The organism is Sedimentisphaera salicampi (assembly GCF_002117005.1).
In the GTDB taxonomy this organism is placed as follows: Bacteria; Planctomycetota; Phycisphaerae; order Sedimentisphaerales; family Sedimentisphaeraceae; genus Sedimentisphaera; species Sedimentisphaera salicampi.
Genome location: NZ_CP021023.1, coordinates 2,009,827 through 2,034,308, shown reverse-complemented (window position 1 = coordinate 2,034,308; position 24,482 = coordinate 2,009,827). Strand labels below are relative to the sequence as shown.

20 protein-coding genes are annotated in these 24,482 nt (G+C 46.7%); 10 read left to right on the top strand and 10 right to left on the bottom strand.

The genetic code is table 11. From position 1 onward, the window contains the following. Window positions 1-267 precede the first annotated feature (267 nt). Window positions 268-1,797, top strand: a complete 1,530-nt coding sequence (locus tag STSP1_RS07665; protein WP_085755794.1) for a sigma-54-dependent Fis family transcriptional regulator — start codon at window positions 268-270, stop codon at window positions 1,795-1,797. On the opposite strand, the gene STSP1_RS07660 is transcribed toward STSP1_RS07665, so the two are convergent. The 6 genes from STSP1_RS07660 to STSP1_RS07640 form a co-directional block, all read right to left on the bottom strand. Beyond that, window positions 1,794-2,720 carry an RluA family pseudouridine synthase gene (locus STSP1_RS07660; RefSeq protein WP_085755793.1) on the bottom strand — a complete coding sequence of 309 codons (927 nt, stop codon included), beginning with the start codon at window positions 2,718-2,720 and terminating at the stop codon, window positions 1,794-1,796. The genes STSP1_RS07665 and STSP1_RS07660 overlap by 4 nt on opposite strands. 45 nt (window positions 2,721-2,765) lie before the next feature. Further along, window positions 2,766-3,476 carry a hypothetical protein gene (locus STSP1_RS07655; RefSeq protein ID WP_118158574.1) on the bottom strand — a complete coding sequence of 237 codons (711 nt, stop codon included), beginning with the start codon at window positions 3,474-3,476 and terminating at the stop codon, window positions 2,766-2,768. Window positions 3,477-4,036: 560 nt separating this feature from the next. Further along, window positions 4,037-4,177: a hypothetical protein gene (locus STSP1_RS12520; protein WP_161491673.1), complete on the bottom strand. Its 141-nt coding sequence runs from the start codon at window positions 4,175-4,177 to the stop codon at window positions 4,037-4,039. 13 nt (window positions 4,178-4,190) lie between these two features. After that, window positions 4,191-5,003 (bottom strand): hypothetical protein, encoded by an 813-nt coding sequence (locus STSP1_RS07650; protein ID WP_085755792.1) that lies wholly within the window; start codon window positions 5,001-5,003, stop codon window positions 4,191-4,193. Window positions 5,004-5,009: 6 nt separating this feature from the next. Then, window positions 5,010-7,568 (bottom strand): GLUG motif-containing protein, encoded by a 2,559-nt coding sequence (locus STSP1_RS07645; protein WP_161491672.1) that lies wholly within the window; start codon window positions 7,566-7,568, stop codon window positions 5,010-5,012. Window positions 7,569-8,453: 885 nt separating this feature from the next. Further along, window positions 8,454-9,434: an IS110 family RNA-guided transposase gene (locus tag STSP1_RS07640; RefSeq protein ID WP_085755790.1), complete on the bottom strand. Its 981-nt coding sequence runs from the start codon at window positions 9,432-9,434 to the stop codon at window positions 8,454-8,456. A 725-nt stretch (window positions 9,435-10,159) separates the two neighbouring features. On the opposite strand from STSP1_RS07640, the gene STSP1_RS07635 reads away from it, so the two are divergent. The 4 genes from STSP1_RS07635 to STSP1_RS07625 are packed head-to-tail and all read left to right on the top strand — an operon-like array spanning window position 10,160 to window position 11,781. After that, window positions 10,160-10,582 (top strand): helix-turn-helix domain-containing protein, encoded by a 423-nt coding sequence (locus STSP1_RS07635; RefSeq protein ID WP_085755789.1) that lies wholly within the window; start codon window positions 10,160-10,162, stop codon window positions 10,580-10,582. Further along, window positions 10,579-10,749 (top strand): hypothetical protein, encoded by a 171-nt coding sequence (locus STSP1_RS12515; RefSeq protein ID WP_161491671.1) that lies wholly within the window; start codon window positions 10,579-10,581, stop codon window positions 10,747-10,749. Before STSP1_RS07635 ends, STSP1_RS12515 begins: the two co-directional genes overlap by 4 nt. Next, window positions 10,739-11,542: a helix-turn-helix domain-containing protein gene (locus STSP1_RS07630; protein ID WP_085755788.1), complete on the top strand. Its 804-nt coding sequence runs from the start codon at window positions 10,739-10,741 to the stop codon at window positions 11,540-11,542. The genes STSP1_RS12515 and STSP1_RS07630 overlap by 11 nt, the downstream gene beginning before the upstream one ends. Beyond that, window positions 11,542-11,781, top strand: a complete 240-nt coding sequence (locus tag STSP1_RS07625; protein WP_085755787.1) for a CHC2 zinc finger domain-containing protein — start codon at window positions 11,542-11,544, stop codon at window positions 11,779-11,781. The genes STSP1_RS07630 and STSP1_RS07625 overlap by 1 nt, the downstream gene beginning before the upstream one ends. Before the next feature lie 218 nt (window positions 11,782-11,999). On the opposite strand, the gene STSP1_RS07620 is transcribed toward STSP1_RS07625, so the two are convergent. Both STSP1_RS07620 and STSP1_RS07615 read right to left on the bottom strand, forming a co-directional pair. Next, a complete protein-coding gene (locus STSP1_RS07620) occupies window positions 12,000-12,692 on the bottom strand; it encodes a class I SAM-dependent methyltransferase (RefSeq protein WP_085755786.1) in 693 nt (230 codons plus the stop codon). Window position 12,693: 1 nt separating this feature from the next. Further along, on the bottom strand, window positions 12,694-14,268 hold the full coding sequence (locus STSP1_RS07615) for an alkaline phosphatase family protein (RefSeq protein ID WP_085755785.1): 1,575 nt from the start codon (window positions 14,266-14,268) through the stop codon (window positions 12,694-12,696). Window positions 14,269-14,383: 115 nt separating this feature from the next. Here STSP1_RS07615 and STSP1_RS07610 point away from each other — a divergent pair, with 115 nt between their 5' ends. Further along, on the top strand, window positions 14,384-15,970 hold the full coding sequence (locus STSP1_RS07610) for an alkaline phosphatase family protein (protein ID WP_085755784.1): 1,587 nt from the start codon (window positions 14,384-14,386) through the stop codon (window positions 15,968-15,970). On the opposite strand, the gene STSP1_RS07605 is transcribed toward STSP1_RS07610, so the two are convergent. Then, window positions 15,961-17,322 carry a lipopolysaccharide biosynthesis protein gene (locus tag STSP1_RS07605; RefSeq protein WP_085755783.1) on the bottom strand — a complete coding sequence of 454 codons (1,362 nt, stop codon included), beginning with the start codon at window positions 17,320-17,322 and terminating at the stop codon, window positions 15,961-15,963. The two genes, STSP1_RS07610 and STSP1_RS07605, sit on opposite strands and share 10 nt — an antisense overlap. Continuing rightward, complete coding sequence (locus STSP1_RS07600; protein WP_123807014.1) at window positions 17,322-18,263, bottom strand: hypothetical protein; 942 nt, start codon at window positions 18,261-18,263, stop codon at window positions 17,322-17,324. Before STSP1_RS07600 ends, STSP1_RS07605 begins: the two co-directional genes overlap by 1 nt. Before the next feature lie 223 nt (window positions 18,264-18,486). Between STSP1_RS07600 and STSP1_RS07595 the strand changes: the two genes are divergently transcribed. The 4 genes from STSP1_RS07595 (at window position 18,487) to STSP1_RS07580 (ending at window position 24,473) form a co-directional block, all read left to right on the top strand. After that, on the top strand, window positions 18,487-19,590 hold the full coding sequence (locus STSP1_RS07595) for a family 43 glycosylhydrolase (protein ID WP_085755781.1): 1,104 nt from the start codon (window positions 18,487-18,489) through the stop codon (window positions 19,588-19,590). 511 nt (window positions 19,591-20,101) lie between these two features. Beyond that, complete coding sequence (locus tag STSP1_RS07590; protein WP_085755780.1) at window positions 20,102-21,739, top strand: NAD+ synthase; 1,638 nt, start codon at window positions 20,102-20,104, stop codon at window positions 21,737-21,739. 245 nt (window positions 21,740-21,984) lie between these two features. Next, on the top strand, window positions 21,985-22,797 hold the full coding sequence (locus tag STSP1_RS07585) for a prepilin-type N-terminal cleavage/methylation domain-containing protein (RefSeq protein ID WP_085755779.1): 813 nt from the start codon (window positions 21,985-21,987) through the stop codon (window positions 22,795-22,797). Window positions 22,798-22,844: 47 nt separating this feature from the next. Then, a complete protein-coding gene (locus STSP1_RS07580) occupies window positions 22,845-24,473 on the top strand; it encodes a hypothetical protein (protein ID WP_085755778.1) in 1,629 nt (542 codons plus the stop codon). The last annotated feature ends 9 nt before the right edge of the window (window positions 24,474-24,482 follow it).

Genomic DNA, 24,482 nt, shown 5'->3' with positions numbered 1-24,482 from the left:
TTGGAAAAAAGCAGTTAGTTTTGATATAAACGCATACCAACAAGCTGTTTACAAAAAACCGTACCGCACGGCTGAAAATTTGAATCTGTTTTTTAAGATTTTATTATACATAAGCAGGGTCTATATTAAAAGAGCTAAATTTGAATTTTTCGCCAAAACAATAAACAAAAACGTATTTTTTGTTTGAACAAATTACATATTTGTATAGATTAGTAATAAAGGCTTACCGAAACCCCAATTGCAACCTAAATAAATGAAGGAGCATTTATGCCCCACAGACGTATCCACGAAACTGAGCTTCTCAGCCGGATAGCCAGAGCCCTTGCCGAATCTCTGGAGCTCAAACGAACCCTTGCAGGCGTGCTGGAGGCTCTTGAAGTGCATATGGCGCTTCAGATGGGAACTATCAACCTGCTCGATCCGGACTCGGAGACGATAAAAATCGCCGTTGCTCATAATATTGATTCAGAGCTGCAAAAGCAGATTGAATACCGTGAGGGCGAGGGAATCACAGGCATAGTTTATCAGACAGGCGAGCCGATGATCGTGCCCGATATCGCCAAGGACAAGCGTTTCCTCGCCAAAACCGGCGAGAGAAAGCCCAGCGAGGGCAAAAAGATGGCCTTCATCTGCGTTCCGATAAAGGTGGAGGGGAAAACCGCCGGCGCGATGAGCGTGAGCAAGGAAACCAGCTCGGGCAAGAGCCTTCAAAACGATGCGAGAATCCTGAACGTTATTGCAACGATGGTGGGGCAGGCCGTTAAGATCAACGACCTCTACACAAAGGAAAAGAGGGGCTGGCAGGAAGAAAACCTCAAGCTCCGGCAGCAGCTTCGAAACCGATTCAAAATACACAATATGATCGGTTCAAGCAACGCAATGCAGCAGGTTTTCGGCCTCGTTGAGCAGGTTGCCCAGAGCAACGCTACGGTTATGATAAGGGGCGAGAGCGGAACAGGAAAAGACCTCATCGCCCACGCAATCCACTACAGCAGCCTCAGGGCAGACAAGCCCTTTATCAAGATAAACTGCACCGCCCTGCCGGAATCGCTTCTTGAGAGCGAACTCTTCGGCCATGAAAAGGGAGCGTTCACCGGCGCTTCAGACAAAAAAATCGGACGCTTCGAGCGGGCGCACGGCGGAACAATATTCCTCGATGAGATTGGCGATTTCTCGCTGAACCTTCAGGTGAAGCTGCTTCGGGCAATACAGTTCAAGGAATTTGAGAGGGTAGGCGGGAGCGAAACGATAAAAACCAACGTGCGAATCGTTGTGGCCACAAACCGCAACCTCGAGGAAGACATCAAAAACGGCATCTTCCGCGAAGACCTGTACTACCGGATTAACGTGTTCCCGATCTTCCTGCCGCCGCTGAGAGAGCGAAAAGATGATATTATGCTCCTCGCAGACTACTTCCTCGAGAAATACAGCAAGGAAAACAGCAAAAACATCACCCGCCTTTCAACGCCCGCTATCAATATGCTCACAAGCTACCATTGGCCGGGCAATATTAGGGAGCTGGAAAACTGCATCGAAAGGGCTGTTCTGCTTTGCAATGAAGAGGTGATTCGCAGCGAACACCTCCCGCCTTCGCTTCAGTTTGAAGAGGCCGCCCATAAAACACCGGGCAGAACCCTGCCTGAGATGGTGGAAAATCTCGAACGTGAGATGATCGTTGATGCCCTGAAGAAAAACAAGGGGCAGCAGAGAAAGGCCGCCGAGCAGCTCGGGCTTACCGAAAGAATGATGGGCTACAAAATCAAAAAATACAACATATACCCAAAGCAGATTGTCTAACCTCTCCGGCTTTCAAGGAAGGCCTTCATATCGCAGGGCATATCCGCTGAGATTGTTCGCTCATCTCCGCAAGGGAGGATTATCTCCAGCGTTTTGCTGTGCAGAGCTGTTCTGCTGAGCGAAGGGCTCTGGAGCTTCCGGCCGCCATAGAGCTCATCGTTTGCAAGCGGGCAACCGATATGGGCAAGGTGCACGCGGATCTGATGCGTTCGGCCCGTGAAGATCTCCACCTCCACAAGCGCAAAATCCCCCAGATCCTCGATAACCCTGTAGGCCGTTTTTGCTTCTCGCCCGTCCGGACGCACAGCCTGCTTGTGGATGTTTTCGTTTGGGTGGTCGGCCATCGGGGCATCTATAATCCCCTCGGGCTCGGCGAAATTCGAGCTCACCACGGCATTGTAGATCTTGCGCGTTGTTCGCTTTTGGAACTGCTCGCATAAGAACGCATTTGCTCGGGCGTGCTTGCTGAAAATAACCGCTCCGGAGGTATCTTTATCGAGCCGATGGACAACGTCCGGCGAGAACCGCCCTGCGGCGTAGTGATAGAGGCCGTTGAGCAGTGTGCCGTTTGGATTGCCCCTGCCCGGATGAACGATAACGCCCGCGGCCTTGTTCACCGCTATCACGTCCTCATCCTCATAGATGATATCAAGCTCCATCTGCTCAGAATCGATCTCGCGGGAGGGAAGGGTGAGCCGGATTACATCGCCCGGGCTGAGCTTGCGGGAGGGCTTGGCCTTTAGGCCGTTTACGAGGATCTCCTGCTGCCGGATTACCCGCTGCATCTTCTGCCGGCTGAGCTGCCCGAACCGGCTGCAAAGGTAGCTGTCTAAACGAACGTCCTGCTTTGAACCGCCCACCGTCATCTCCAGCTCCTCGCCGGGAACGAATGGTATCTGTCTTTCCGCTTCTGCCTTCGCCAAATCCTCTTACTCCGCTCCTTAAATCGTAAATCATAACTAAATTAATCATTCAAAATATTTCTTATCGTTGTTTGAAACTTTCTTTTCTATAAGATCAGAAATAAAGCAATAAAATTTATCTGCAGTTTTAGCTCCAGCATCGCCAGCATATTTTTTTGCTAAATCCTTCAATGCAGTTCTCAATAATCCTAGCAAACTATCATCAGGGAATCCTGCTTCTATTAACGTTTTCTTGACGCTTTCTTGCTCATCTGGTTCTAAAAGTTCTTCAATCAATGCTGTGTAAGAATTTAATGATAATTTCACTAAACTTTGAGAGAAACTTCCATCTGATGTATATCCTAATTTTTTCAGTTTAAACTTTAAGTGATCTATAATCAAAGGGTTTTCTATATCTAAAACAAACAAATCCCCTTGCTTTTGAATTAGTGGCCGTTTTAAATACTCTTTAACGATTTTGTCAGGATCTTCATCATTTGAATATTTCCTGAGTTCTTTATCATATATAAGATTTCTTGCCTTAGACCTTGTTACACGAAGCTTTGTTACGAGCTCATAAATATCATTCTGTCTTTCAATATACCCAACTTTTTCTAAAGCTTCAAGCATTATTAAATCTATTTCCCTTTTGGGAAGTGCACCGAAAGCCGGACTAAGATAATTCCCTAATACAAGCTTTAGAATGTCTTCACGTTGGCCTTTTTCAAATGTTTTCTTATTCAGATAACTTTCAATTCCTGCGTTTTTTTCATTCATTATTAAAACCTTGACATTTCAATGCTTACTTACGAGTTTATACATTGCTTAAAGAATTAAGTAGCGTTTATTATATAAATAGTTTCAAAGCCATTTTTTGCCCCCAAAGATTTTTTGCAAAACAAATTAGGAGCTCACTATTTCATTTGTGTCGACAATATTTTTTGGCAGAGCTTTTTTTAAGCCGCTAATTTCCGCTGAGATATATGAGCCACTAAGCAGCTTGCCACTCTGCCACTCGCCGCTCTGCCACGCATCTATCCGCTTGTTCCGTTCCGCCTTCGGCGGACCTCCACGTGCGGCTCGGTTTAAATGTTCGCCTCGAAAAATCTCTGCGGAATACTAACGACAATCAGAGCCACGCATGAATCCGCCTTCGGCGGAGAAATAAGTGGACAGCAGACGTCCATCACAGACTGGCCGCAGCGAATGCTTAGCGTATCGGCCACGGCGAACGTCGCTCCGCTTGCCACAAAAAATCTGCGAAATCCGAGTAATCAGTGGATTATATCATATATTTTCACAGACTGTGCGCCCCGCCGCTGCTTCGCCAAATCCCACTATTCCGCAATAAGCCAATTCTCCGAGAATACCGCAAAATCCAGAATATCAACAATGCCGTCTTCGTTCATATCGGCAGGATTGCTCCCTGTGGTGCTGCCGGCATTGCCGGCGAGCTTGGGGTATCCGTTTTCCTGCATAACCCAGATATCCTCATCGCCGTTTGCGCTCTCTATAACAATGTAGCCATTTATACTTTTGTTTAACGCTATCATTTCCTTTATCTTGCTGATCTTCCAAGTTTAAGCGAATCAATTTTTCTACATTTTGCATTACTTGTTCGTGATTATTATCAGCTTGCTGATAGCGCGAAATTGAAAAGCTATTTTTATTTATAGGAGTAATTTTTTCAATATCTGAACGCTTAATTTCAGGGTTAAGCAAATCAAGAAAACGCACGCCGTCATTATCTTCAATTATATAGTCGGAAAGCTGCTTATTGTTTTCTTCAGAAGAAGCGAATGGAAATGCGTCTATTTCACGCTCTTTAATATAATCATATAAACTATTTGAAACAATGATCCTCGGATAAATTGCGATTTTAGACTCAAGATTGATAGCCTTAATTAGTGCAGGCCCAAAAGTGATCTTTGAATTGCCACCTTTACGCCAATACATCTTTCCGCAAGTAATTGCGCCCCTAAGACAAGTTTTGTTCCTCCAAAGTTCATCCTGAAGAAAGCGTACCATATACAAAAAATCAGATATTGTTTCTTTATCCTTCCTCATCACAAATATTATCGAGTCTGAAAACCAACTAATTCTAACATCAATTTGCTTTCGATCACAATCATTAGAAGAGTTCTTTTGACTTTCGCCGCTGGGAAATTTACTGAAAACAGATAACGATTTCACTATTTCTTCAACGACACATTCATTATTTTCACTCTCTTTAATCTTATCACTAAAACCAAGAGTGTCCATAAAAGCAACAAAAGACTCTTCATAGCAATTATCATTTCTCATAAATTGTCAATCCTTAAGTCCTATTTCAATTATAACATTTAGCTTCGGATAATTTTTCTCATCCATCAGCCATATCCCATCTTCCTCATTTGCCGCTGAACTGTCCGCAAAATCCCAGCCGGCATTAGTAAATGTGCTCAGCGTCTTCATCTGGTTTGTATAAAGCCCTGCTCCGCCATCGCTGGTATCTATTCCGCTCGTTTCTTTATCCCAAAAAGAGTTTATAATTACCCCGCTATTATTTCCGCAAAATCCGCCAAAATTTTCAGCCTTACCCCCCGCTGTAACATAACCTTTAGAATAGCACTTCGTGATTCTGCCTTCAAAGTTTATTCCGCATAAGCCGCCGATACTCTTTGCATCATCACCCCCTGAAACATCGCCCGCAGCATAACAGTTCGTAATTGTATCAGTATTAAATCCGCACAAGGCCCCGATAACTGCAACACCTGAAACATCGCCTTCTGCATAGCAGTTCTTAATTGTGCCTCCATTCCATCCACACAGGCCGCCAAGCTCTCCACCCCCTGAAACAAAGCCGGTCGAATAACAGTTCGTAATTGTGCCTCCAGAATTTATTCCGCATAGGCCGCCAAGTTTTCCCGCAACATCCCCCCCTTTAACATCGCATGTAGAATAGCAGTTCTTGATTTTGCCTTCCGAATTTAATCCAGTAAGGCCGCCAAGATGTCTTGAATCATCACCGCCAGAAACATGCCCTCTTGCATAGCATTTTGTGATTGTGCCGCTGCTATCTCCACACAGGCCGCCAAGATCTTCAGAATTATTACCACCTGAAACATAGCTCTTCGAATAACATTTAATGATTTTGCCTTCTGCATTTTCTCCACACAGGCCGCTTATAAGTCTTGAATTATTGCCACCTGAAACAGAGCCGGTCGTATAGCAGTTTTCGATTGTAGCATTTCTGTTATACCCGCACAAGCCGCCGAAATACAAAGAATCCTCGCCACCGGTAATCTGAGCATTTTCAATACCAATATTACTAACTTCTCCTTCATTGATTTTTCCAAAAAGACCGAGTTGCGAACGCAACCCTATATATTCACTGTTAATTTCCAGATTAAATATTTTGAAGCTGCTGCCGTCAAAACTGCCGCTGAAAGTTGTTATCGGATAATAAATTTCTCCTTCCATATCTATATCATTGATTAGAACAAAATGTTTATCCCAGTCTGGCGGGCGATTGCTGAGGCAGACTAAATCCTTCGCATCAGAAATTTCGAAAGGATTTTCTTGCGTACCTTCGCCGCTGTAAGTTCTGGCTTGGTAGCTGGTAGAAACAACTGAGCCTTCAGCATTTTCCCAAGCGAGGCAAGGGTGATCATTGCCTTCATTTATTGTCCAGCTTCCGTCATTCCAGCCGAAAAATGTTGCAGCGGATTTCATTTGAGCTGTAGTCTTAGGCCTTCCGCCTTCGCTTATAGCTATCCCGCTTCCTTCTTTGTCCCAGAAGCAATTTGTGATTGTCCCGCCTTCATTTTCTCCACACAGACCGCCGAGTTTTTTACTCTTATCGCCAGCTGTCATTTCGCCTTTTGAATAGCAATTTTGAATTGTTCCCAAATCATTATATCCACACAGACCCCCAATATCTTCGGAATCTTTGCCTCCCGAAACAGAGCCCGTGGCATAGCAATTAGTTATTTTGCCTCCTTCAATCATTCCGCACAGGCCGCCAAGATAATCAGAATTATCACCACCTGAAACATCTCCTTCCGCATAGCATTTCGTGATAGTGCCGCTGCTATTATCTCCGCACAGGCCGCCGAAACACCATGAATCATTACCGCCCGAAACAGAGCCGGCCGCATAGCAGTTCGTGATTGTGCCACCATAATTATCTCCGCACAGGCCGCCGAGATTCGAATCTCCCGAAACATCGCCTGTTGCATAGCAATTCGTGATTGTGCCTTCTTCATTGTATCCGCACAATCCGCCCTTGCTGCCAATATATATATATCCTGAAACAGAGCCTTCCGCATAGCAGTTTAAGATTGTGCCTTCTGCATTAACTCCGCACAGCCCGCCGAGCCCGCCGCCTCCTGAAACAGAGCCTTTCGTATAGCATTTCTTGATTAAGCCTTTGCTATTATATCCGCACAGGCCACCAAGATACCACGAATCATTACAGCCAATTATACCAGCATTTTCAATACCAAGATTTTGAATTTCGCCGCCTTTTATTTTTCCAAAAAGTCCGAGATATCGGGGATGATTTTCTGTTACGTCTAATGTATCAACGGTGAGATTCAAAATCTTATAGCCAGCCCCGTCAAATGAGCCGGAGAAAGGCGTACCGTTGAAACCCCAACTAATGTAACTAGTATCCGGGGCGATAACGGCTCGTTCGTAGGTTCTATCCGAGAGGTCGATGTTATTCGTCAGAACGTAATGGGCGGAGAGGTCGTTGTTCACCGCTTCGAGGTGGTCGGGGGTGGAAATTTGGTATGGGTTGTTTTCTGTGCCGTCTCCTGCGGCGAAACCGAATGCAATGCTTGCTGTAAAGATTGCTGCGAGAATGGGAAGCCTTAAAGTATTCATTTTTCTCCTCATAAACATTATTGAAATTTCATTTGCCAACCGTATTGTGTTTATATAAATCTAAAATAGCGGATAAGAGGTTTAATTCAAGGGTAAAAATAAGATTTTCGCCGATTTTTTTGAAAAATTCGTATTAAACCACGAAGGACGCTGAGATTTTTAACCACTAATCCCCGCTAATTTTTCACTAATAATTTTGCCACGAGCTACGAATCTATCCGCTTGCTTTCCGCCTTCGGCGGACAGGCTCTTCGCCTTCGGCGGACTCCACGTGCGGCTCTGATTGTCGTTAGTATTTCGCAGCGATTTCACAAAACGAGATATTTAAACCGAGCCACGCATGTAGGCCCGCCGCAGGCGGGACGGAATAAGTGGACAGCAGTACGGAGAGAAAAGATATATATTAACCACAGAGGCACACAGAGGGGCACGGAGGGGAGATATTTTTTTGACAGGATTTACAGCCCCGAACCGCTTTGGCTGCGGGGCAAGGATCTACAGGATAAATATTTAATATAGGAAAAGGCGGAGAGAAAATTTTTTAACCGCTAATCCCCGCTGAGATTTATAAGCCACTAAGCAGCGCTAAGCAGCACTAAGGATTTACTAACCGCTAATCAGCGCTAATTTTTCACTAATGATTTTGCTACGAGCTACGAATCTATCCGCTTGTTTTCCGCCTTCGGCGGACAGGCTCTTCACCTTCGGCGGACTCCACGCACGGCTCTGATTGACATTAGTATTTCGCAGCGATTTCACAAAACGAGATATTTAAACCGAGCCACGCATGTAGGCCCGCCGCAGGCGGGACGGAATAAGTGGACAGCAGTACGCAGAGAAAATATACATATTAACCACAGAGTGACTGTGTTAAAAGTCAAGTATTTAAATAGATTTTTCTTGGGGCTCTGCCCCAAACCCCGCCTCTCCTCTTAACAATTTATTTTGCCAAAAGGTTTCGTTTTGCAGCATTGTATTCATGATACACACAAGTTTTCTCATCGTTGCGGTAAGGGCAACCTTCTTGGGTTTTCCCTTTTCAACAAGTCTTTCATAGAAACATTTCAATGCCGGATTGAACCTTACGATTGTTAAAGCCGGCATAAAAAGTTTATCCCTGACACCTTTTCTGCCGCCTCCCGTAGCTCTTTTGCCCCTCATTTTACCGCTGTCTCTATTGATTGGAGCAACCCCTACAAGCATGGCGATCTGCCTGCGATTAAGCGTTCCCAGCTCGGGCATAGCTGCAACAAGCATTGATGCAGTTTTCTCGCCTACACCCGGTATGCTGGTAAGTATTTCAGTTTTCTTCTTTAACCTTGGCACCTTTTCAATCAGCTCTGAGATAGTCTTGTCGAGGTCATTAATTTGCCTTTCAAGAAAATCAATTGTTGATTTAATACTGTTCAAAGTTGTCTTCTCAAACGCCTTATCTAATCTGTTTTTCTCTGCTGTACGCATCTTAACGAGCTGCTCTCTTCGAACTGTAAGTTCTTTTATTTCACGTCTTTGCTCGTCAATTTGAGAATTCTGCCTTGGTTTAACGGCTTCTGCAAATAGAGATATTTTTCTGGCACAAATCTTATCTGTTTTGGCTAAGATACCTAAAGATTTTGCAAACTCTTTAACCCTGCCTGGATTCACAATTGAAACAGGTAAGCCTTTGGCCATAAGCACAGAAGCCATCTTAAACTCATAGCCGCCAGTTGCCTCCATAACAACAAGTTCTGGTTCTTGTTTTTGGCAGTATTCAGCCAACTTATCAATGTCTGAAGCATCACTACTGTAAGAAGTGTACTCTTTAGTAGTTTTACAATAAACATCAAAACGATCTTTTGAAACATCAATGCCAATAATGTTTTTCATAATTTATCCTTTCTTGCAATTCGGGCTCATTATATAATGTCCCATGCGACTGTTCGGATTTTAACGAAGATAGCAGCGGCGGATCACACTCCGTACGGGCTTATATATCCCAAAGCACAAATCGAACTCACCGCTGCTGTTTCTTGGTGCGGCAGCTGCCGCACCAAGAAACCCGAACCATAGAACTTAAGCTTATTATAGCATCAAATAACATAAAGTTAATCATACAAGTTAATCATACAAGGGGCACAGAGGGGAGATATTTTTTTGACAGGATTTACAGCCCCGAACCGCTTTGGCTACGGGGCAAGGATCTACAGGATAAATATTTAATATAGGTAAAGGCGGGGAGAAAATTTTTCAGCCGCTAATCCCCGCTGAGATTTATAAGCCACTAAGCAGCGCTAAGCAACACTAAGGATTTACTAACCACTAATCCCCGCTAATTTTTCACTAATGATGTCAAGTCCTGATTTTGCTACGAGCTACGAATCTATCCGCTTGCTCCGTCCGCCTTCGGCGGACTCCACGCACGGCTCTGATTGTCGTTAGTATTTCGCAGCGACTTCACAAAACGAGATATTTAAACCGAGCCACGCATCAATAAATGGGTAACTGTCCCTATTTAAATTCCGCTGAAAAAATAAAAAACCCCGCCATCCCACCAAAAACCCCACCTAACACCCCCACTTGATACCCAAAGCAGTTGTTAAACTTTGGGTATTATGAAACTGAAAAATATAAACCAAATTGCAAATGAGCTGGACTTGCCGCTCAGCTGGATCAAAGAGCAAGTGGAGGCGGGGAAGATTCCTTGTCTCAGGATTGGACGCAAATACAAATTTGAACTGGAGACAGTTAAAGCAAGCCTCGCTGAAATGGCAGCGAAGCGAAAGGAGGTGATTCCGATGCAAGCTGAATCAGCAATGCTCACAAGCGGGCAAGTGCGAGCCAAATTGAATGTTGGTAAAACTCTATTCTACGAAATGCTCTCAGACGGCAGGATTGGCGTTCGCCCCCTGCGGGCAGGCCGCAAACTGCTTTTTCCGGCAGCGGAACTGGAAAGATGGTTTGAGGCAAGCATTGAGGCCGGCGGGTTTATCCCAGCCGACCAGTGGAGACAATACAAATCACGAGGTGGAAAATGAGGCGGAATAAAAAGAGCCCCCGAGCTCAGGCGGCTGCGGAGGTGAGGCAAAAGCGATTCAGGCTGATAACACCAGACAGATACGATTTCAACCTCTGCTTTGCCGGCGCTGAGCTTCAGCAAAGACAGCAGAGAATAAAAAGGAGGCGGATTGAAGATGTTCTTTAAATTGGATGCCGATACAGCAGCACGGAAAGACCTGCGGGCAAGCGATAAGATAATCCTTGCGATTATCCAAAATTACGAAAATCAGGGCGAGGCATATCCGGGCAGGAGGAAGCTTCAGGAAAAAAGCGGGCTTGCCGCTGGAACTGTTTGCAGCTCCATAAACCGGCTGGAATCCGCTGGGCTTCTGGAAGTTAATCGAACGGGCAAAGGCAAATCTAACACATATAAAACCGGTACAAAAATGAGACCGGTTCAAAAATCGGACTGGTCTAAAAACTGTACCGGTAGTGGTCTAAAAAATAGACCGGTTCAAAAATCGGACTGGTCTAAAAACTGTACCGGTAGTGGTCTAAAAAATAGACCGGTTCAAAAATTAGACCGGTCTAAAAACTGTACCGGTAGTGGTACAAAAATTAGACCGGAACCGGTTCAAAAATTAGACCATAAAAGAATAAGAAAAGAAAAGAGTAATGTGGACGAGCCTTCCGGATATGCTTTTGTGCTGAAGGGAGGGAAAGATTACTCACTGCCAAAAGCCAAACTCGAAGAGTATGAAAACACCTTCGCAGAAGTGGATATTGACAGCGAGTTTCGCAAGGCTCAGCAGTGGCTGCGGGATAATCCTGCCAAACGGAAGACCGCAGCGGGGATGCCCCGTTTCCTCGGCAGCTGGCTTTCACGAGCTCAAGGCAGCCTGAAGCCAAAAGCTCAGCCTGCCGGCGAAATCTTCCAGCGCCGAGATCCTACGCCGGAAGATCTCGAGATTGCCTTCGGAAAGCGAGGGCTGGACTGATGGGCTTTGCAGACCTTCGCAAGAGGGACCGGGCGGCTCTGGCCGCAGAGCTTGAGGCCGCCGGGGCTCAGCTTAAAGGCGATTCCTGCTGCTGCCCGTTTCACGAAGACAAGCACCCCTCAGCGGGCATTTACCAGAATGAGGCTGGCTTCTGGATGTACAAATGCCATTCCTGCGGCTTCTGCGGCTCTGTGTGGGACGTTGAAGCGAAGAGCAGGGTGAGGCTGCCCCCGAGCTGATTAAGGCTGCACAGCGAAACTCAGAGCCCCTGAGAGGCAAGCGAGAGAATAGCCCCGAGCCGAAGCTGGCAAAGGCATATCCGGACATCGAGAGCTTAAAGGCAGCCTGCCGGCGAAATCTTCCAGCGCCGAGATCCTGCGCCGGAAGAACTCGAGATTGCCTTCGGAAAGCGAGGGCTGGACTGATGGGCTTTGCAGACCTTCGGAAGGCAGACCGTTCAGCTCTGCTTGAAAATTGAAAAGATGTATTTGTCTCTGAAGGGTTCGGGCTTTGAGAAGTTGTATTTTGGGAATGCCTGTTTGTAGCAGCTGAGGGGTCTTTTCACCTCGTAATAGCGGTTTTGTATTATCTGTTCAGAAAGCCATGAGGTAACGATAAAAACCCCTCCGGTGGTGAGCATTTGGTCGATGTTTTTCATTGCAGAAGCGAATTTCTTCTCGCCTACGATATGCTGAGTAACATCAATCATAACGATCACATCGAATTTTTCCCTGAGCTTTCCTTGAGCTGCATCGAGGGTTTTGAATTTGCAGCCCCGATATTTCTTTCTGAGCTGCTTAATCGTAACTCTGCTTATATCAATGCCGGTGTATTGTCTGCAGCCCTGAGATCTTATTATATCGGTGTAGAAGCCTGTTCCGCAGCCGATCTCGAGCACCTTCGAGGCTGAGAAATCCACGCCGCACTCTTTGCAGAAACCGAGGAAGGTTTGTCTTGCCTTTTCATACATAGCCCTGTTTTCCTCCTCGGAGCGGTTTTTGTATCCCACTCGCCGGAGCGAATCGATATCTTTCGAGCTGTGCAGGTCGTTCCAGTATTTCTTGGGCAGGTAAACAGTTCTGAGCTTCTTTCTCAGAGCCCAGTACGGCTTGAACGGGAGCTTGAAGATCTCTTTGAGCTTAGCGTTCATCCTACATATACCCCAGATTGGCGAGCCTCTGCTTTATTTTCTCTTCGTCCTCTTCGTTTGTCTCTGCGTTCTGCTTTGGGGAAATATTCTCTTCGCTGCCGCTTCCGGAAGCCTTTCGGGTGAGCGGAGTTCCTTGGAAATAATCGGGCAGTTCAATGCCGAGTATCTCAAGTACTGTTGGAGCGATATCGTATATGGATCTTTCCTGCCCGTTTTCGGATTCTTCCGCATGAGCAAGAACGAATATCCCCTCGGGCGAATGTTTCCCGAGGTGCAGGTCTTCCTGTTTGAGCACCTCAGAGAACAGCGGCTGGCCTTTCTTGATATTGCCGGTAACGGTGAAGCCGCTTTTGGGTATGAGGAAGAAATCCGGGAAGTCTTCGGGTATGTCGGTTTTGTAGAGCTCGCTTGCGGTTAGAACCTTTTCAAAGAGCTTTCCCTCCGCTGGGTCCGGCAGGTCTATATCCAAGAGCTTTTCTCTAAGCTCCTGTTTTTGCCGGTCTGTCATATCGAAGCAGTATAGAAAGCCTTCGCTGCCCTTGCCGATAGCGAGGGCTCTGGATTGTGCGTAGTCTATCGGTTCAGAGCGAACTTTGAGCTTCTTCTCGAGATTATTAACTGCCTGTTCTTTGAAGAACCGCTTTAGGATCCTGCCCACCTTCAGGCTCTTTGAGATTCTCTTCTTGAGCGAAAGCTTTTTCTCGGGGAGCTTTGTATAACCGGTTTCAACGAGCCAGCTGCCAAGATTGAATCTTGCCTCGTGGTGCTCGAAGCCGTGATCTGAGGCGATGAGGCATTTGAAATCTTTTCCCTTGATGTTTTCTGCAAAGGTCTGATTGAGCTCCTTTATGCAGGCGTCCAGTTTTGCGTAGAATTTTTCGAAGATGAATTTCTGCCATTTCTCGTCGAAGTCTTTGCAAGTTTTATCGAGCAGAGGCCATAATGCATGCTGGAGGATATCGTTTGCCTGAAAATGGAGCATAAAAACATCGTGCTCCTGCTTTTTCATCACAAATTTCGCCACCTCGAGCCTCTGAGAGATTATCTCCGTGAGCTTGTTTGTTATTTTTTCGATGTAGTAGCCGGAGAAGTCTCTGAGCATATTCTCGAGCGTGAAGATTCGGTAGTCGGGGAATTTCTCGAGGATCTCTGCCTTGAGCTCTTTCGGCCATGTGAAATCCGAATCCTCAGAGGGCGTATTAACGCCAGTAACCATATATCCGTTTATCTCTCTGGGCGGGTAAGTCATGGGCAGGTTTACTACGCTCACCTTCAGCCCGCTGTCTGAGAGGATTTCCCAGATGGTCTTCTGCATTGTGCTTGTGGTGGAGAAATGCTGCTTTTTTGTCTGCCTGTTGAGATATGAGAAACTGAAGATATTGTTGGCCGCCGGGCTTACGCCTGTCTGGAAGGTGGACCAGGCCGTGGGCGTGATAGCGGGGACGGTGGAATTGAGCACGCCGCTGCGAGAATCCTTCATCAGCCCTTCAAGAAACGGCATACAGCCCTGCTCTATGGCGGGGTTCAAAACATCCCACGTACCGCCGTCTATTCCTATAATTAAAAGTTTACTCATTTTTCCTAATTTACTAAAACTCTTAAAACATTAACTGCATTTTATGAATTGCAGTTTTGAAATAAAGGTTTATATTAGCATTAGCTTTAAAAGTTCTTTTTAGAATGGTGGATTTATGGAAAGAAAAGTGATATTGGCGGGGCTTGACGGCTTTTCGCCCCGAATATTCAAATATTTATGCAGTGAAGGGAAAATGCCTTTTCTCGAGTCTTTGAGCGAGTCGGGCAGCAGCGGGGTACTGCGGAGCATTGTGCCTTTTGAAACCTCCCCCGCTTGGTCTTCGCTTCAAACAGGCTGCCGGCCTGAGAAAACCTCAATCTACACCTTCCACAGATACCAAAGCGATAAGAGGCAGATTCGCCTTAACAGCTTCAGGGATATAAAAGTGCCTTCTCTCTGGGAGCTTCTGTCAAATGCGGGCAAGAGAGTTATCAGCATCAATATGCCTGTAACCTCGCCCCCTCCAGAGGTAAACGGGATAATTATTCCAGGGCTCTTATCACCTCAGCTCAGCAGAGAAAGTGTTCACCCGCCGGAGGTTTATGATAAATACATCGCAGGCAATGAAGATTACAAGATCGTTGACAAAAGATGGGACGGAAACATAGACCTCTTCGCTGAAAGGGCTAAGAGGCTGATAAATGCAAGGCTGAGCCTCGCCAAGGAAATACTAAGCAGCGAAGATTTCGACCTTGCCAGCGTGCAGTTTCAGATGACAGACGTGCTTCAGCACAAGCTCTGGTGGGCAATTGATCCAGAGGAGCCCGGCTTTGATAAGGCTGCGTTTAATAAAATCGCAGAGATTTATTCGGCCTGCGATAATGCGCTGAAAGAGCTTTTCTCATTTGCCGCTTCTGGCGATTTAAAGCTTGCGGTTTCCGATCACGGCTTCTGCGCTCATAATAAAACTATCTCCATCAACACTTGGCTGCATCAAAACGGCTTCCTTAAGCTCCTTGATTCAGAGAAAAAAAGCGGACTTATCAGCGATGAACTGAAAGATAAGCACCCCTTGCTGAAGAAGATGGCGGGCATTTACGGCGAGGCAAAGAAGAAAGCCGTCTCAGCGGGCTCGAAGCCTGATACGAGACTCTTCTGCGAGAAACATCTCGAACACCTTCGCAAGATGATAGACTTTCAGCAGCCCAATATCTTCTGTCTCGGGGCTATGGGGGCATATTTCTACGTAACAGATGCCTCGCAGAAAAGCCGTCTTGCAAAGATTCGGGAAAGTTTGCTGGAGGCCTACGGGCCTGAATCGCAGAATCCTGTTATAAGCAAAATAGAGATCCCTGAGAACGAGAGTCTGAGCGAACCTGCAATGAAAGCAGAGCTTATTGAAGGTGCATTAAATGCGGTAACCCCCTCACGTGATGAGAATTCTGCTGTGATATCATCGCCCGATAATAGCGGCCTTTCAGGCGGAACGCATTCGATAGAGGGCTTCTGGGCAGCCTCGGGGGTTCAGATTAAGCAGCAGAATAAGGACGCCGAGATAATAGACATAGCGCCTACCATCCTCGGCTTTCTCGGGGCAGAAATTCCCGGCCATACAGACGGGAAGTTCCTCAGCGATATCTTCAGCGAAGATATAGAGCCTAAATACGGCAGAAGCGATTCGCAAGGGAAAGAAAGCGTTGACTACAGCGACGACCAGCAGAGCGGGGTGGAAGACCAGCTCAGAGATCTGGGCTATATATAGACTGAAGCGAGAAAAACAACCCCCCACGCCCCTAAAACCGCTGCCACACCGAGCAGAAGGCCGGGAACGATAAGCGGGAGATATTCGCCGGGCTTGATTCCGAGAAGGCGGTTTGTCCAGTAGAATCCGAGGGGCTGTGGAAGAGCCGCCGCCGCTGCCACCGCCCATGCAACACCCTGCACCCCGTAATTAGAGGCGAGCGGAAATATTACAGCTGCGAGGAATCCGAACCTTACAAGCTTGATGTAGAAGGCTATATTCGGCCTGCCCATCGAGAGGAAAACCGGCCCGCGGGATGTGCCCATTGTCTGGAAGAATCCCTTGATGCACAGGATCTGAATAACCGGTATCGCAGGCGCCCATTTATTCCCGAGAACAAGCCAGAGAAATTCACTGCCGAGGATAAGGCATATCACTACCGGGCAGGAAAATGTAAAAACCATTCTGAAGAGCTTGAGATACGCCGAACGCATTCTGTCTTTGTCGTCTGATATCTTGGACATAGCGGGGAAAAGGGTTGTATTGAGCGTTTTAGAAACGTAATCGCCCGGGATAGTGGAAATCTTGTAAGACATCTGATAGAGCCCCAGCGGCCTCATACCGAGGTAAAACCATACGAGAAAATCATCGCCCTGATTTATTAGAAAGCTTACAATCCGCCCCCCTGTTATCCATTTGCCAAATCCCCACATCTCTTTGAGCTTTTGAATTTTTATCTCAATGCGCGGCCTGAAGCTGTGAAGGAGGTAGCCGCCGGCAGCCGAAAGGACTGCGCCGAGAATCTTGCCGATAACAATCGCCCATGCAGAGCGGTAGTAGAAAGCGGCCGCAATCGATATTATCGCAGCAGCTGTGTTTGAGATGGAGTTTATTTTGAATACTTTATCGAAGCTGAGATCTTTGGAGAAGTATAGAACTCCCGGGTTGTTCATTGCCTTTATTATTATCAAAAGGCCGATAACTCTCATAATCATAGTGGTTTGGGCGGCCAGCTCGCCCGAGGCCTTCAGCTCAGCAGCAAAAGGTGAGGCGAAGAAAATTACAGCGTATAAAACTGCTGCCCGAATCAAGCCCGCTGTCCAAGCGGTATTGAGCCATTGATCAACACTGCCCTTTTTGGCTATGAGCGACTGATTGAAACCTGTTTGCGTGAATGTTTCGAGCACTTCCACCAAGAGAAGCGCCGCCCCAACAACGCCGAACTGTTCGGGTGTGAGAAATACTGCCAGCACCCCGAGCCGGAGTATTGAAAGCAGGTGATTAAAAAGCCTGAGCCCGAAAACCCAGCCTCCGCTCTGGAGGGTCTTTTTGTAAAGGTCTTTATGAGGCTTTTGTGTCTGATAATTGCTCATTACATATAGCCGAGCTGCCCGAGCTTATCTGCCACCGTCTGCTGGTCATCTTCTTCTGCCTGAGAGCTGTCCCCCTCTTTTTTCAGCTCCTTTGAGTTGATTTTCAGGCAGGGAACATTCATCAGGATTTCGCTGCCTGAATCTTCCGGATGCCCGTACATACCATTTTCTCCCAGCAGTTCCCCGTGGTCTGCGATAACTAAGGTTTCTCCCTCTGCCTTTTCAGCGAAGATTCTCACCGACGCAAGCGCAGCAATCAAATTTTTCTCATATTCATTTCTGAGCGTTTGAGTTCCGCCCTTTCGCCACATAGCCTCCATCGCGCCCGACGGGGCGAGGCCGAGGATTTTTCGCAGAACCCAGTCGGGCTGATTATGGCCTCTAATGAGTTTGCGAAGCTTGAATTTGTTCTTCTCGAAAAACCTGCGCAGGAATTTGTTCTCGCTGTAGTTTTCAGATTCGAGCATCTTGCGCTTTCCTGAAAGGTCTCCGGAGCTGTATCCCCGCACTCCGGAAAAGATATAGGGTGCGTGGGGCTGGAGCAGATGGATAATGAATTTTTTCCCGCTGTAATCACCTATGATTTCAAGAGCTTTGTTTACTAAAGGTATCGGAGCAACAGTTCCAAGATTATTGTCCCACAGCTCTTTCCATACCTCATGAATATGCCTGAAGTGATCTTTGGCATTGTATCCGTAAACTTCTCCCTCAGTGCTCATCATCGGGCTCGCTGAGATATAAACCACATCCTCATAGTAATCCGGGAAATTCGCATCTCTCCAGCGGGGAGTGTTTGAGGCAGGGGTTCTTCGTTTTTCCAGCTCACCCGGGAGGAAAAATTTGTAGTATTTCTCGAAATAATCGTATCTGCACGCATCGAGGATAATCAGATAATCCCATTTCTCCTCGAGAACTCTCAGCTCTCTGACCTGCATATTCAACCCAATTCCTGAAACCGCTATATAATTTGCAAAAAACCGCAGATAAAAACCATTGTACAACTGCAGCCGCTTATGGAAATGTTATTAAAAAAAGGGCTTGTTACAATAAAAATATAAGGCCTCAGTTTTCTGCGGGTTAAAAGCTCAATAAATAATTCGTAAAATTTCTTCTCTTTGGATATTTATCTTAGGAATGCAAATTAATATTTAAGAAAGGTTTATTATGCAAAAACACATTTGGATGCTCATTTTAGTATGTTTCTCCGTCTCATTATTTGCGGCTATGCCGGCAGAGGAAATCAGAGCCGGCCTTGAAAGCAGAGATAAAGCACTTCACATCAAAGACGGCTGGATAAGAGACCCCTACATCGTGCTCTCGCCGGACGGCTGGTACTACCTTACCGGAACAACACCCCTGCCGGACAACCCCCAGCAGTATGAAAATCCCTACAACGACGGGCTCGGCTCAGACAGCGTTGTGGGATACAAAATGCAGGCATGGCGAAGCAAAGATCTGGTGGAGTGGGAATACCTTGGAACTCCATACTCTATTCTGGATGGAATCTGGCCTAAAGCACGTCCCGAAAGATTCAAAGAAGTTGACAGAAGCAATTGGAGGCTCTGGGCTCCGGAGATCCATAATGTAGGCGGAAAATGGGCGATAGTTCATACAAGCCCCTCGCCAGTGAAGGGTGCAAATTTATCGCTGACCAAAGACTTCCAGCTTGAAGGCCCGTATGAAAACCCAATGGGAGCCGATATCGGAAGAAAACACGATCCGTCGCTTTTCAAAGACGAAAGCGGCACAATCTGGATGATCTGGGGCGCAACTCAAACCGCTCCGCTCAAGGATGATTTATCCGGCTTCAAAGCAAAACCAACTAAAATCGGCCCTCCAAACAGAAAAATGGGGCATGAAGGCTGCCTTATGCGTGAAATCGGCGATAAATACGTCCTTTTCGGCACCGGCTGGTCAACTCTGAAAATGAGACACGGCTCATACAATCTTTATTACTCTGTAGCAGATGAGATTACCGGCAAATACACAGACAGAAAATTCGCAGGCAGATTCCTCGGCCACGGAACACCGTTTCAGGACAAAGAAGGCAACTGGTGGTGCACTGCCTTCTTTAATGCCGATGTTCCCCCGATAGGCAAGGTTGCAGCGGAAACAATGGACATCAGCGGCGATGCCTACACCATCAACGAGCAGGGAGTTACGATAGTTCCGATGGACATCAGACAGCTCGACAGCGGGGAGATACACGTTAAAGCCCTAGACCCTGCATACGCAAGCCCGGGAGAAGATGAAAAACAAGAGTTCTAAGTAAAAGCAGGCTTCATACATATCCGGTTCTTTAGAACCTAAAAAAGTGCTCGTGAGTTTAACTCGCGGGCACTTTTGCATAAAACAACAATCCACCTTTTATAGAATGCCGGAGGCTTGGGAACCCCCGGCAAACTTTGAGAGGAAAACCAGGCGTTTTTGGGCATTGTTAATTGAATAATTGCATTGACTCTTTCCTTAACTGGGCTTCTAACGACTCTAATATTCTGCCAAAAACAGCCTGACTAAAGACTTCTTTTTCTTATAGCATTTAAAGAAATTGAATTCAAATAAAATTTTTGATTTGAGCTTATTTTCCCAAGAATTTCAGTAAATCTCCCATTTGGGGATACCATTGGAAAGTAATTTTCCTTGGATTTTTTCTATTCTCACTGCCCCGCCAAAGCCTAAATGAACACTCAAGAAATATTACTTGCAGTTTGCATTTTGTGCGCTTGCGGATAAAATCATCTGTCATTAATACCGTTTGTTAATTCATAGAAGTAATGTAATGAGAATAGCCGCAGCACAAATTAACCCCGTAGTAGGAGACCTTCAGGGCAACGCAGATAAAATACTCAGAGCATATCAGGAGGCCGCTGAGAACGGCGTTCAGCTTGCAGTTTTTCCGGAGATGAGCATCTCGGGCTACCCTCCCGAAGACCTGCTCTTCAAAAAGCACTTCCTCAAAGACTGCCGAGAAACCTCTCGAAAGCTCGCAGAGAAATGCACGGGTCCTGCGATAATATTCGGCTCGCCGATATGCGATAAAGGAGGCTGCTTCAATTCCCTGCTTCTCGCTTCGGACGGAGAGATTCAAACCATATACAACAAGATGCAGCTTCCGAACTACGGCGTTTTCGATGAACGCAGATACTTCAGCAGGGGCAAGATCCCGCTGTGTTTTGATGTTGCGGGTCTGCGCGTTGGGCTGAGCATATGCGAGGATATATGGGAGACCGAGCAGGTGGAGCTGTATAAAAGCCTCTTCCCCGGAATGGATATTTTCGTAAACATCTCAGCTTCTCCGTTCCATAAAGGCAAAATCGAAGAGAGAAAGCAGATTATCTCCAACTGCTCAGAAACACTCGGCGTACCGTTGATATACTGCAACCTCGTGGGCGGACAGGATGAGCTGGTTTTCGACGGGCGAAGCATTATTACAGACTCCTCGGGCAATATAATAGCAAAAGCAAAATACTTCGAGGAGGATATAATCTATGCAGACGTGCAGAAGCAAAACGGGAAAACAGATATCATTGCCTGTCAGGAAAAGGCTCCTCAGCCCAGAAACGTTGTGGAGGAGGTGTATGAGGCTCTGGTACTCGGGACAAAGGATTATGTCCGCAAGAACGGCTTTGACAAGGTGATTATAGGCATCTCTGGCGGGATTGACTCTGCCCTGGCAGCTGCAATTGCCGTGAAGGCGCTGGGAAGCGAGAACGTGTTCGGGATTACAATGCCCTCAAAGTTCAATAAATCAGAAACAATAACTGATGCTGAGCTGCTTGCTGCAAATCTCGGGATAAGCTTCAAAACTATCCCGATCTCAGAAACGCTTTCAGCCTTCCATAATGCACTCTCAATGATACCCGGCTGGGACGATTCGGGCACTGCATACGAAAATCTTCAGGCCAGAATCCGCGGAACTATCCTTATGTCTTTGAGCAATCAGTTTGGATATATGGTGCTTACTACCGGAAATAAAAGCGAAACCGCTGTGGGCTATTCAACGCTCTACGGCGATACTGCAGGCGGATTTGCGGTGATTAAAGATGTAACAAAAACGATGGTCTACAGGCTCTCTAATTACATAAATGAGATATTCGGCGAAATGATCCCCGAATCCACAATCACAAGACCGCCTTCCGCAGAGCTCAGGGAAGAGCAGCTCGATGTAGATTCACTCCCCGATTACGACCTGCTCGATGCGATTATAAAGGGGTACGTAGAGCAGGATAAGTCCGCAGACCAGCTGCGAAGCGAAGGCTGCAAAACCGAAGATGTAAACAGGCTGCTTCGGATGGTGGATTTCAATGAATACAAGAGGCGGCAGTCTCCCCCAGGTATAAAAATTACGCCAAAGGCCTTTGGAAGAGACAGGAGACTTCCAATTACAAACAAATACCGTTCACAAGTAAGAGAATAGAAAACAGCAGCTTTTAATCCGAAAGCTCTTCCCGCCGCAGGAATACTCTGCGTCTGCCGATAATATATAAAGTTCTGCAGCTTTAGCGGAAAATGCGCCCGGCAAGTCCTCAGCGAATCTTACTAAAGCTTTGCCGAATAATATTCCTGCTCCCATTTTTTATGAAATTTAAAAAAAAACGGAAATCATCTTTCCCTTATGATATATATAAATGAGAGATTTTATGTTTATACAGGAGATATAAGATGAAAAAGAAAGCTTTTACTCTAATTGAACTGCTCGTTGTAATATCAATAATCGCTCTTTTGATGGCGGTTCTTATGCCGGCTTTGAGCAAGGCAAGGGAGCAGGCAAAAACGGTACTCTGTCAATCTCACCTGAGGCAGTGGGGAACAATTTTCGGCCTCTACCTCGCAGACAACAACAATTCCTTTATGCCCGGAGATACAGGTTTGTGGGTAGAACCGCTCCGCCCGTATTACGAGGACGGAGGGGAATCTATGCGGCTTTGCCCTACGGCAACGAAAACCGTGGATGAGGGCGGAAGAGGCTGCTTTGCAGCTTGGAGCGAAGATGTGTCAGGCGAACCGGACGGCACATTCAAATCCAGCTTCGGAATCAACAACTGGCTCTACAATCTGAAACAGGTTGAGGGATACGATGGAGACGGTGATTTATGGGGTTTTGATGAAGAACACTGGTGTAAGGTTACAAGGGTGAGTCAGCCTCACAAAGTGCCTATGTTTGGAGACTGCTGGAGATGGGGAGGCCACCCGAAAGAAAATCACTCTCCTTGGCCGACAGCGCCTCGTGCTGTAGAAGGCGATCAGCGTAATAAACTCGGCGGAGGCGATACCAGCATGGCGAGGTTCTGCATAGACCGCCATCAGGGCTCTATGAATATGGCTATGGTGGACGGGCACGTTGAGAAACTCGGCCTCAAAAGCCTCTGGAACTTCGACTGGCATATGGGTTGGGATAAATCAACGATCTGGCCGAAACATAACGACTGGCCCGAATGGATGAAAGACACCGCTGGCGAGGCAAATGCGCGTTAGGCTAAAAAGACCCGTTATTAAAGAAGCTTTATGAAAGGATAAAAAAGATGCCGGAGAATAATTCAGGATGCAATAACTGCATCAACAGGCGAGATTTCATAGGCGGGAGCACGATGCTTCTCGGCGGGCTCTCATTAAACTCAAGCTTGTTTCCAGGGGCCGCGTTTGCCCAGCAGAGCCAAGGGTTTTCTGATTTTAACCCGCTTTTCAAAAAGAAGCTGAGAGTGCGATTCGTTATATGCGGGCTTATCCACGATACCGCCCACGAAGGCCCTTGCCGAATTGGGAGCATGGAAAACCTAACCCGTGAAGCGGACATCAAAAAACATCAGCGAACTTTTCAGCAAAGAAAGGAAATGATCAGCTCGAGAAATTTCCCTGAAGAGGTGGAGCTTCTGCCCACAGTTGATTTCAAAATGCTGGTGAAAGAAAAGGACTGCCATTTCAGATTTCCCGACAGCGAGATCAATAAAGTGGCAGAGGAGATAGAAAATACCGACCTGCTGGTTACCCTCGACGGCTTCAACGGACAGGTGGGCATATTTCTCGCAGAAAAATTCAACAAACCCGTCGCCACAGTTACTTACTCCAACCCCGAACGGCTTAAAACTTGGGGCAAAGATATCGGCGGCTGGCTTGTGGATATGAAAGCAGGGCTCAAGCACAAGGGGCTTGAAGGGTATCTCGCATACGACTGGGCAGACTTAGACCAGATCCTGAAGATGCTTTGGGTGAAAAAGGCATTTGCGGAGAGCTCAATGCTCGTTCTCACAGACCGCTACGGCAAAACCCCGCATGGACTCGGGAGCGTTTTCTACCACTTCGACGACCTAAAAGAGATGTACGGTATGGGCTGCGTACCGCTGTCCAATCAAGACGCTGTAGATCGAATGGAAGCTATCAAGAAAAACCCTGCCGAATCACGCAAGGCAGACAAACTAACAGAAGAGCTCGTTTCAAAGGCAAACGCTCTGCATACAGACAAAAAGTTTGTCCGAAGCTCCATAATTTACTATATGGCTGTTAAATCACTTATGGACGAAAACGGCTGCACATGCTTCGGAGTTGGATGCAGAGAGGTATGCCCGCTCGAAATAGCTCAAGACCAGAAAATAACGCCCTGCCTGACGCATTCACTGCTCAAAGATTCAGGCTATCCATCGGTATGCCAGCTCGATTTCAACGCGCTGATCGCTATGATGGCATTCAGCTACCTCTCCAAGAAATCTGCATATATGGGCAACCCCGAATACTTTAAAGAGCATAAAGGCGAGAAAAACATCCTCTCAGTATGGCACAGTGTGCCCGGGCTGAAAATGAAGGGCTTTGAAAGCGAACCACTCCCGTTTGAGCTGCGGAATTTCACCGCCCAGGGCTTCGGGCCTACAGTAAAATACGATTTCAACAGTGATAAAGGCGAAATGGTAACGCTCGGAAGATTCAATCCTTCATTCGACAGTTTGATGGTTACAAAGGGCGAAATCCAAAGGGGATACGGAATGCACCGAAGGGGATGCACCCTCGGGGTGGACATTCGGGTGAAAGATATTGAAGATGTCTTTGAGAAAACGCAGGATTTCGGCTCACATCTTGTGATGGTTTACGGCGACTATACCAGAGAGCTCAAAAAGCTTGGTAAAATAATGAATTTCGGAGTCGTTCAGGCCGGCTGCTGAAAAACTCAC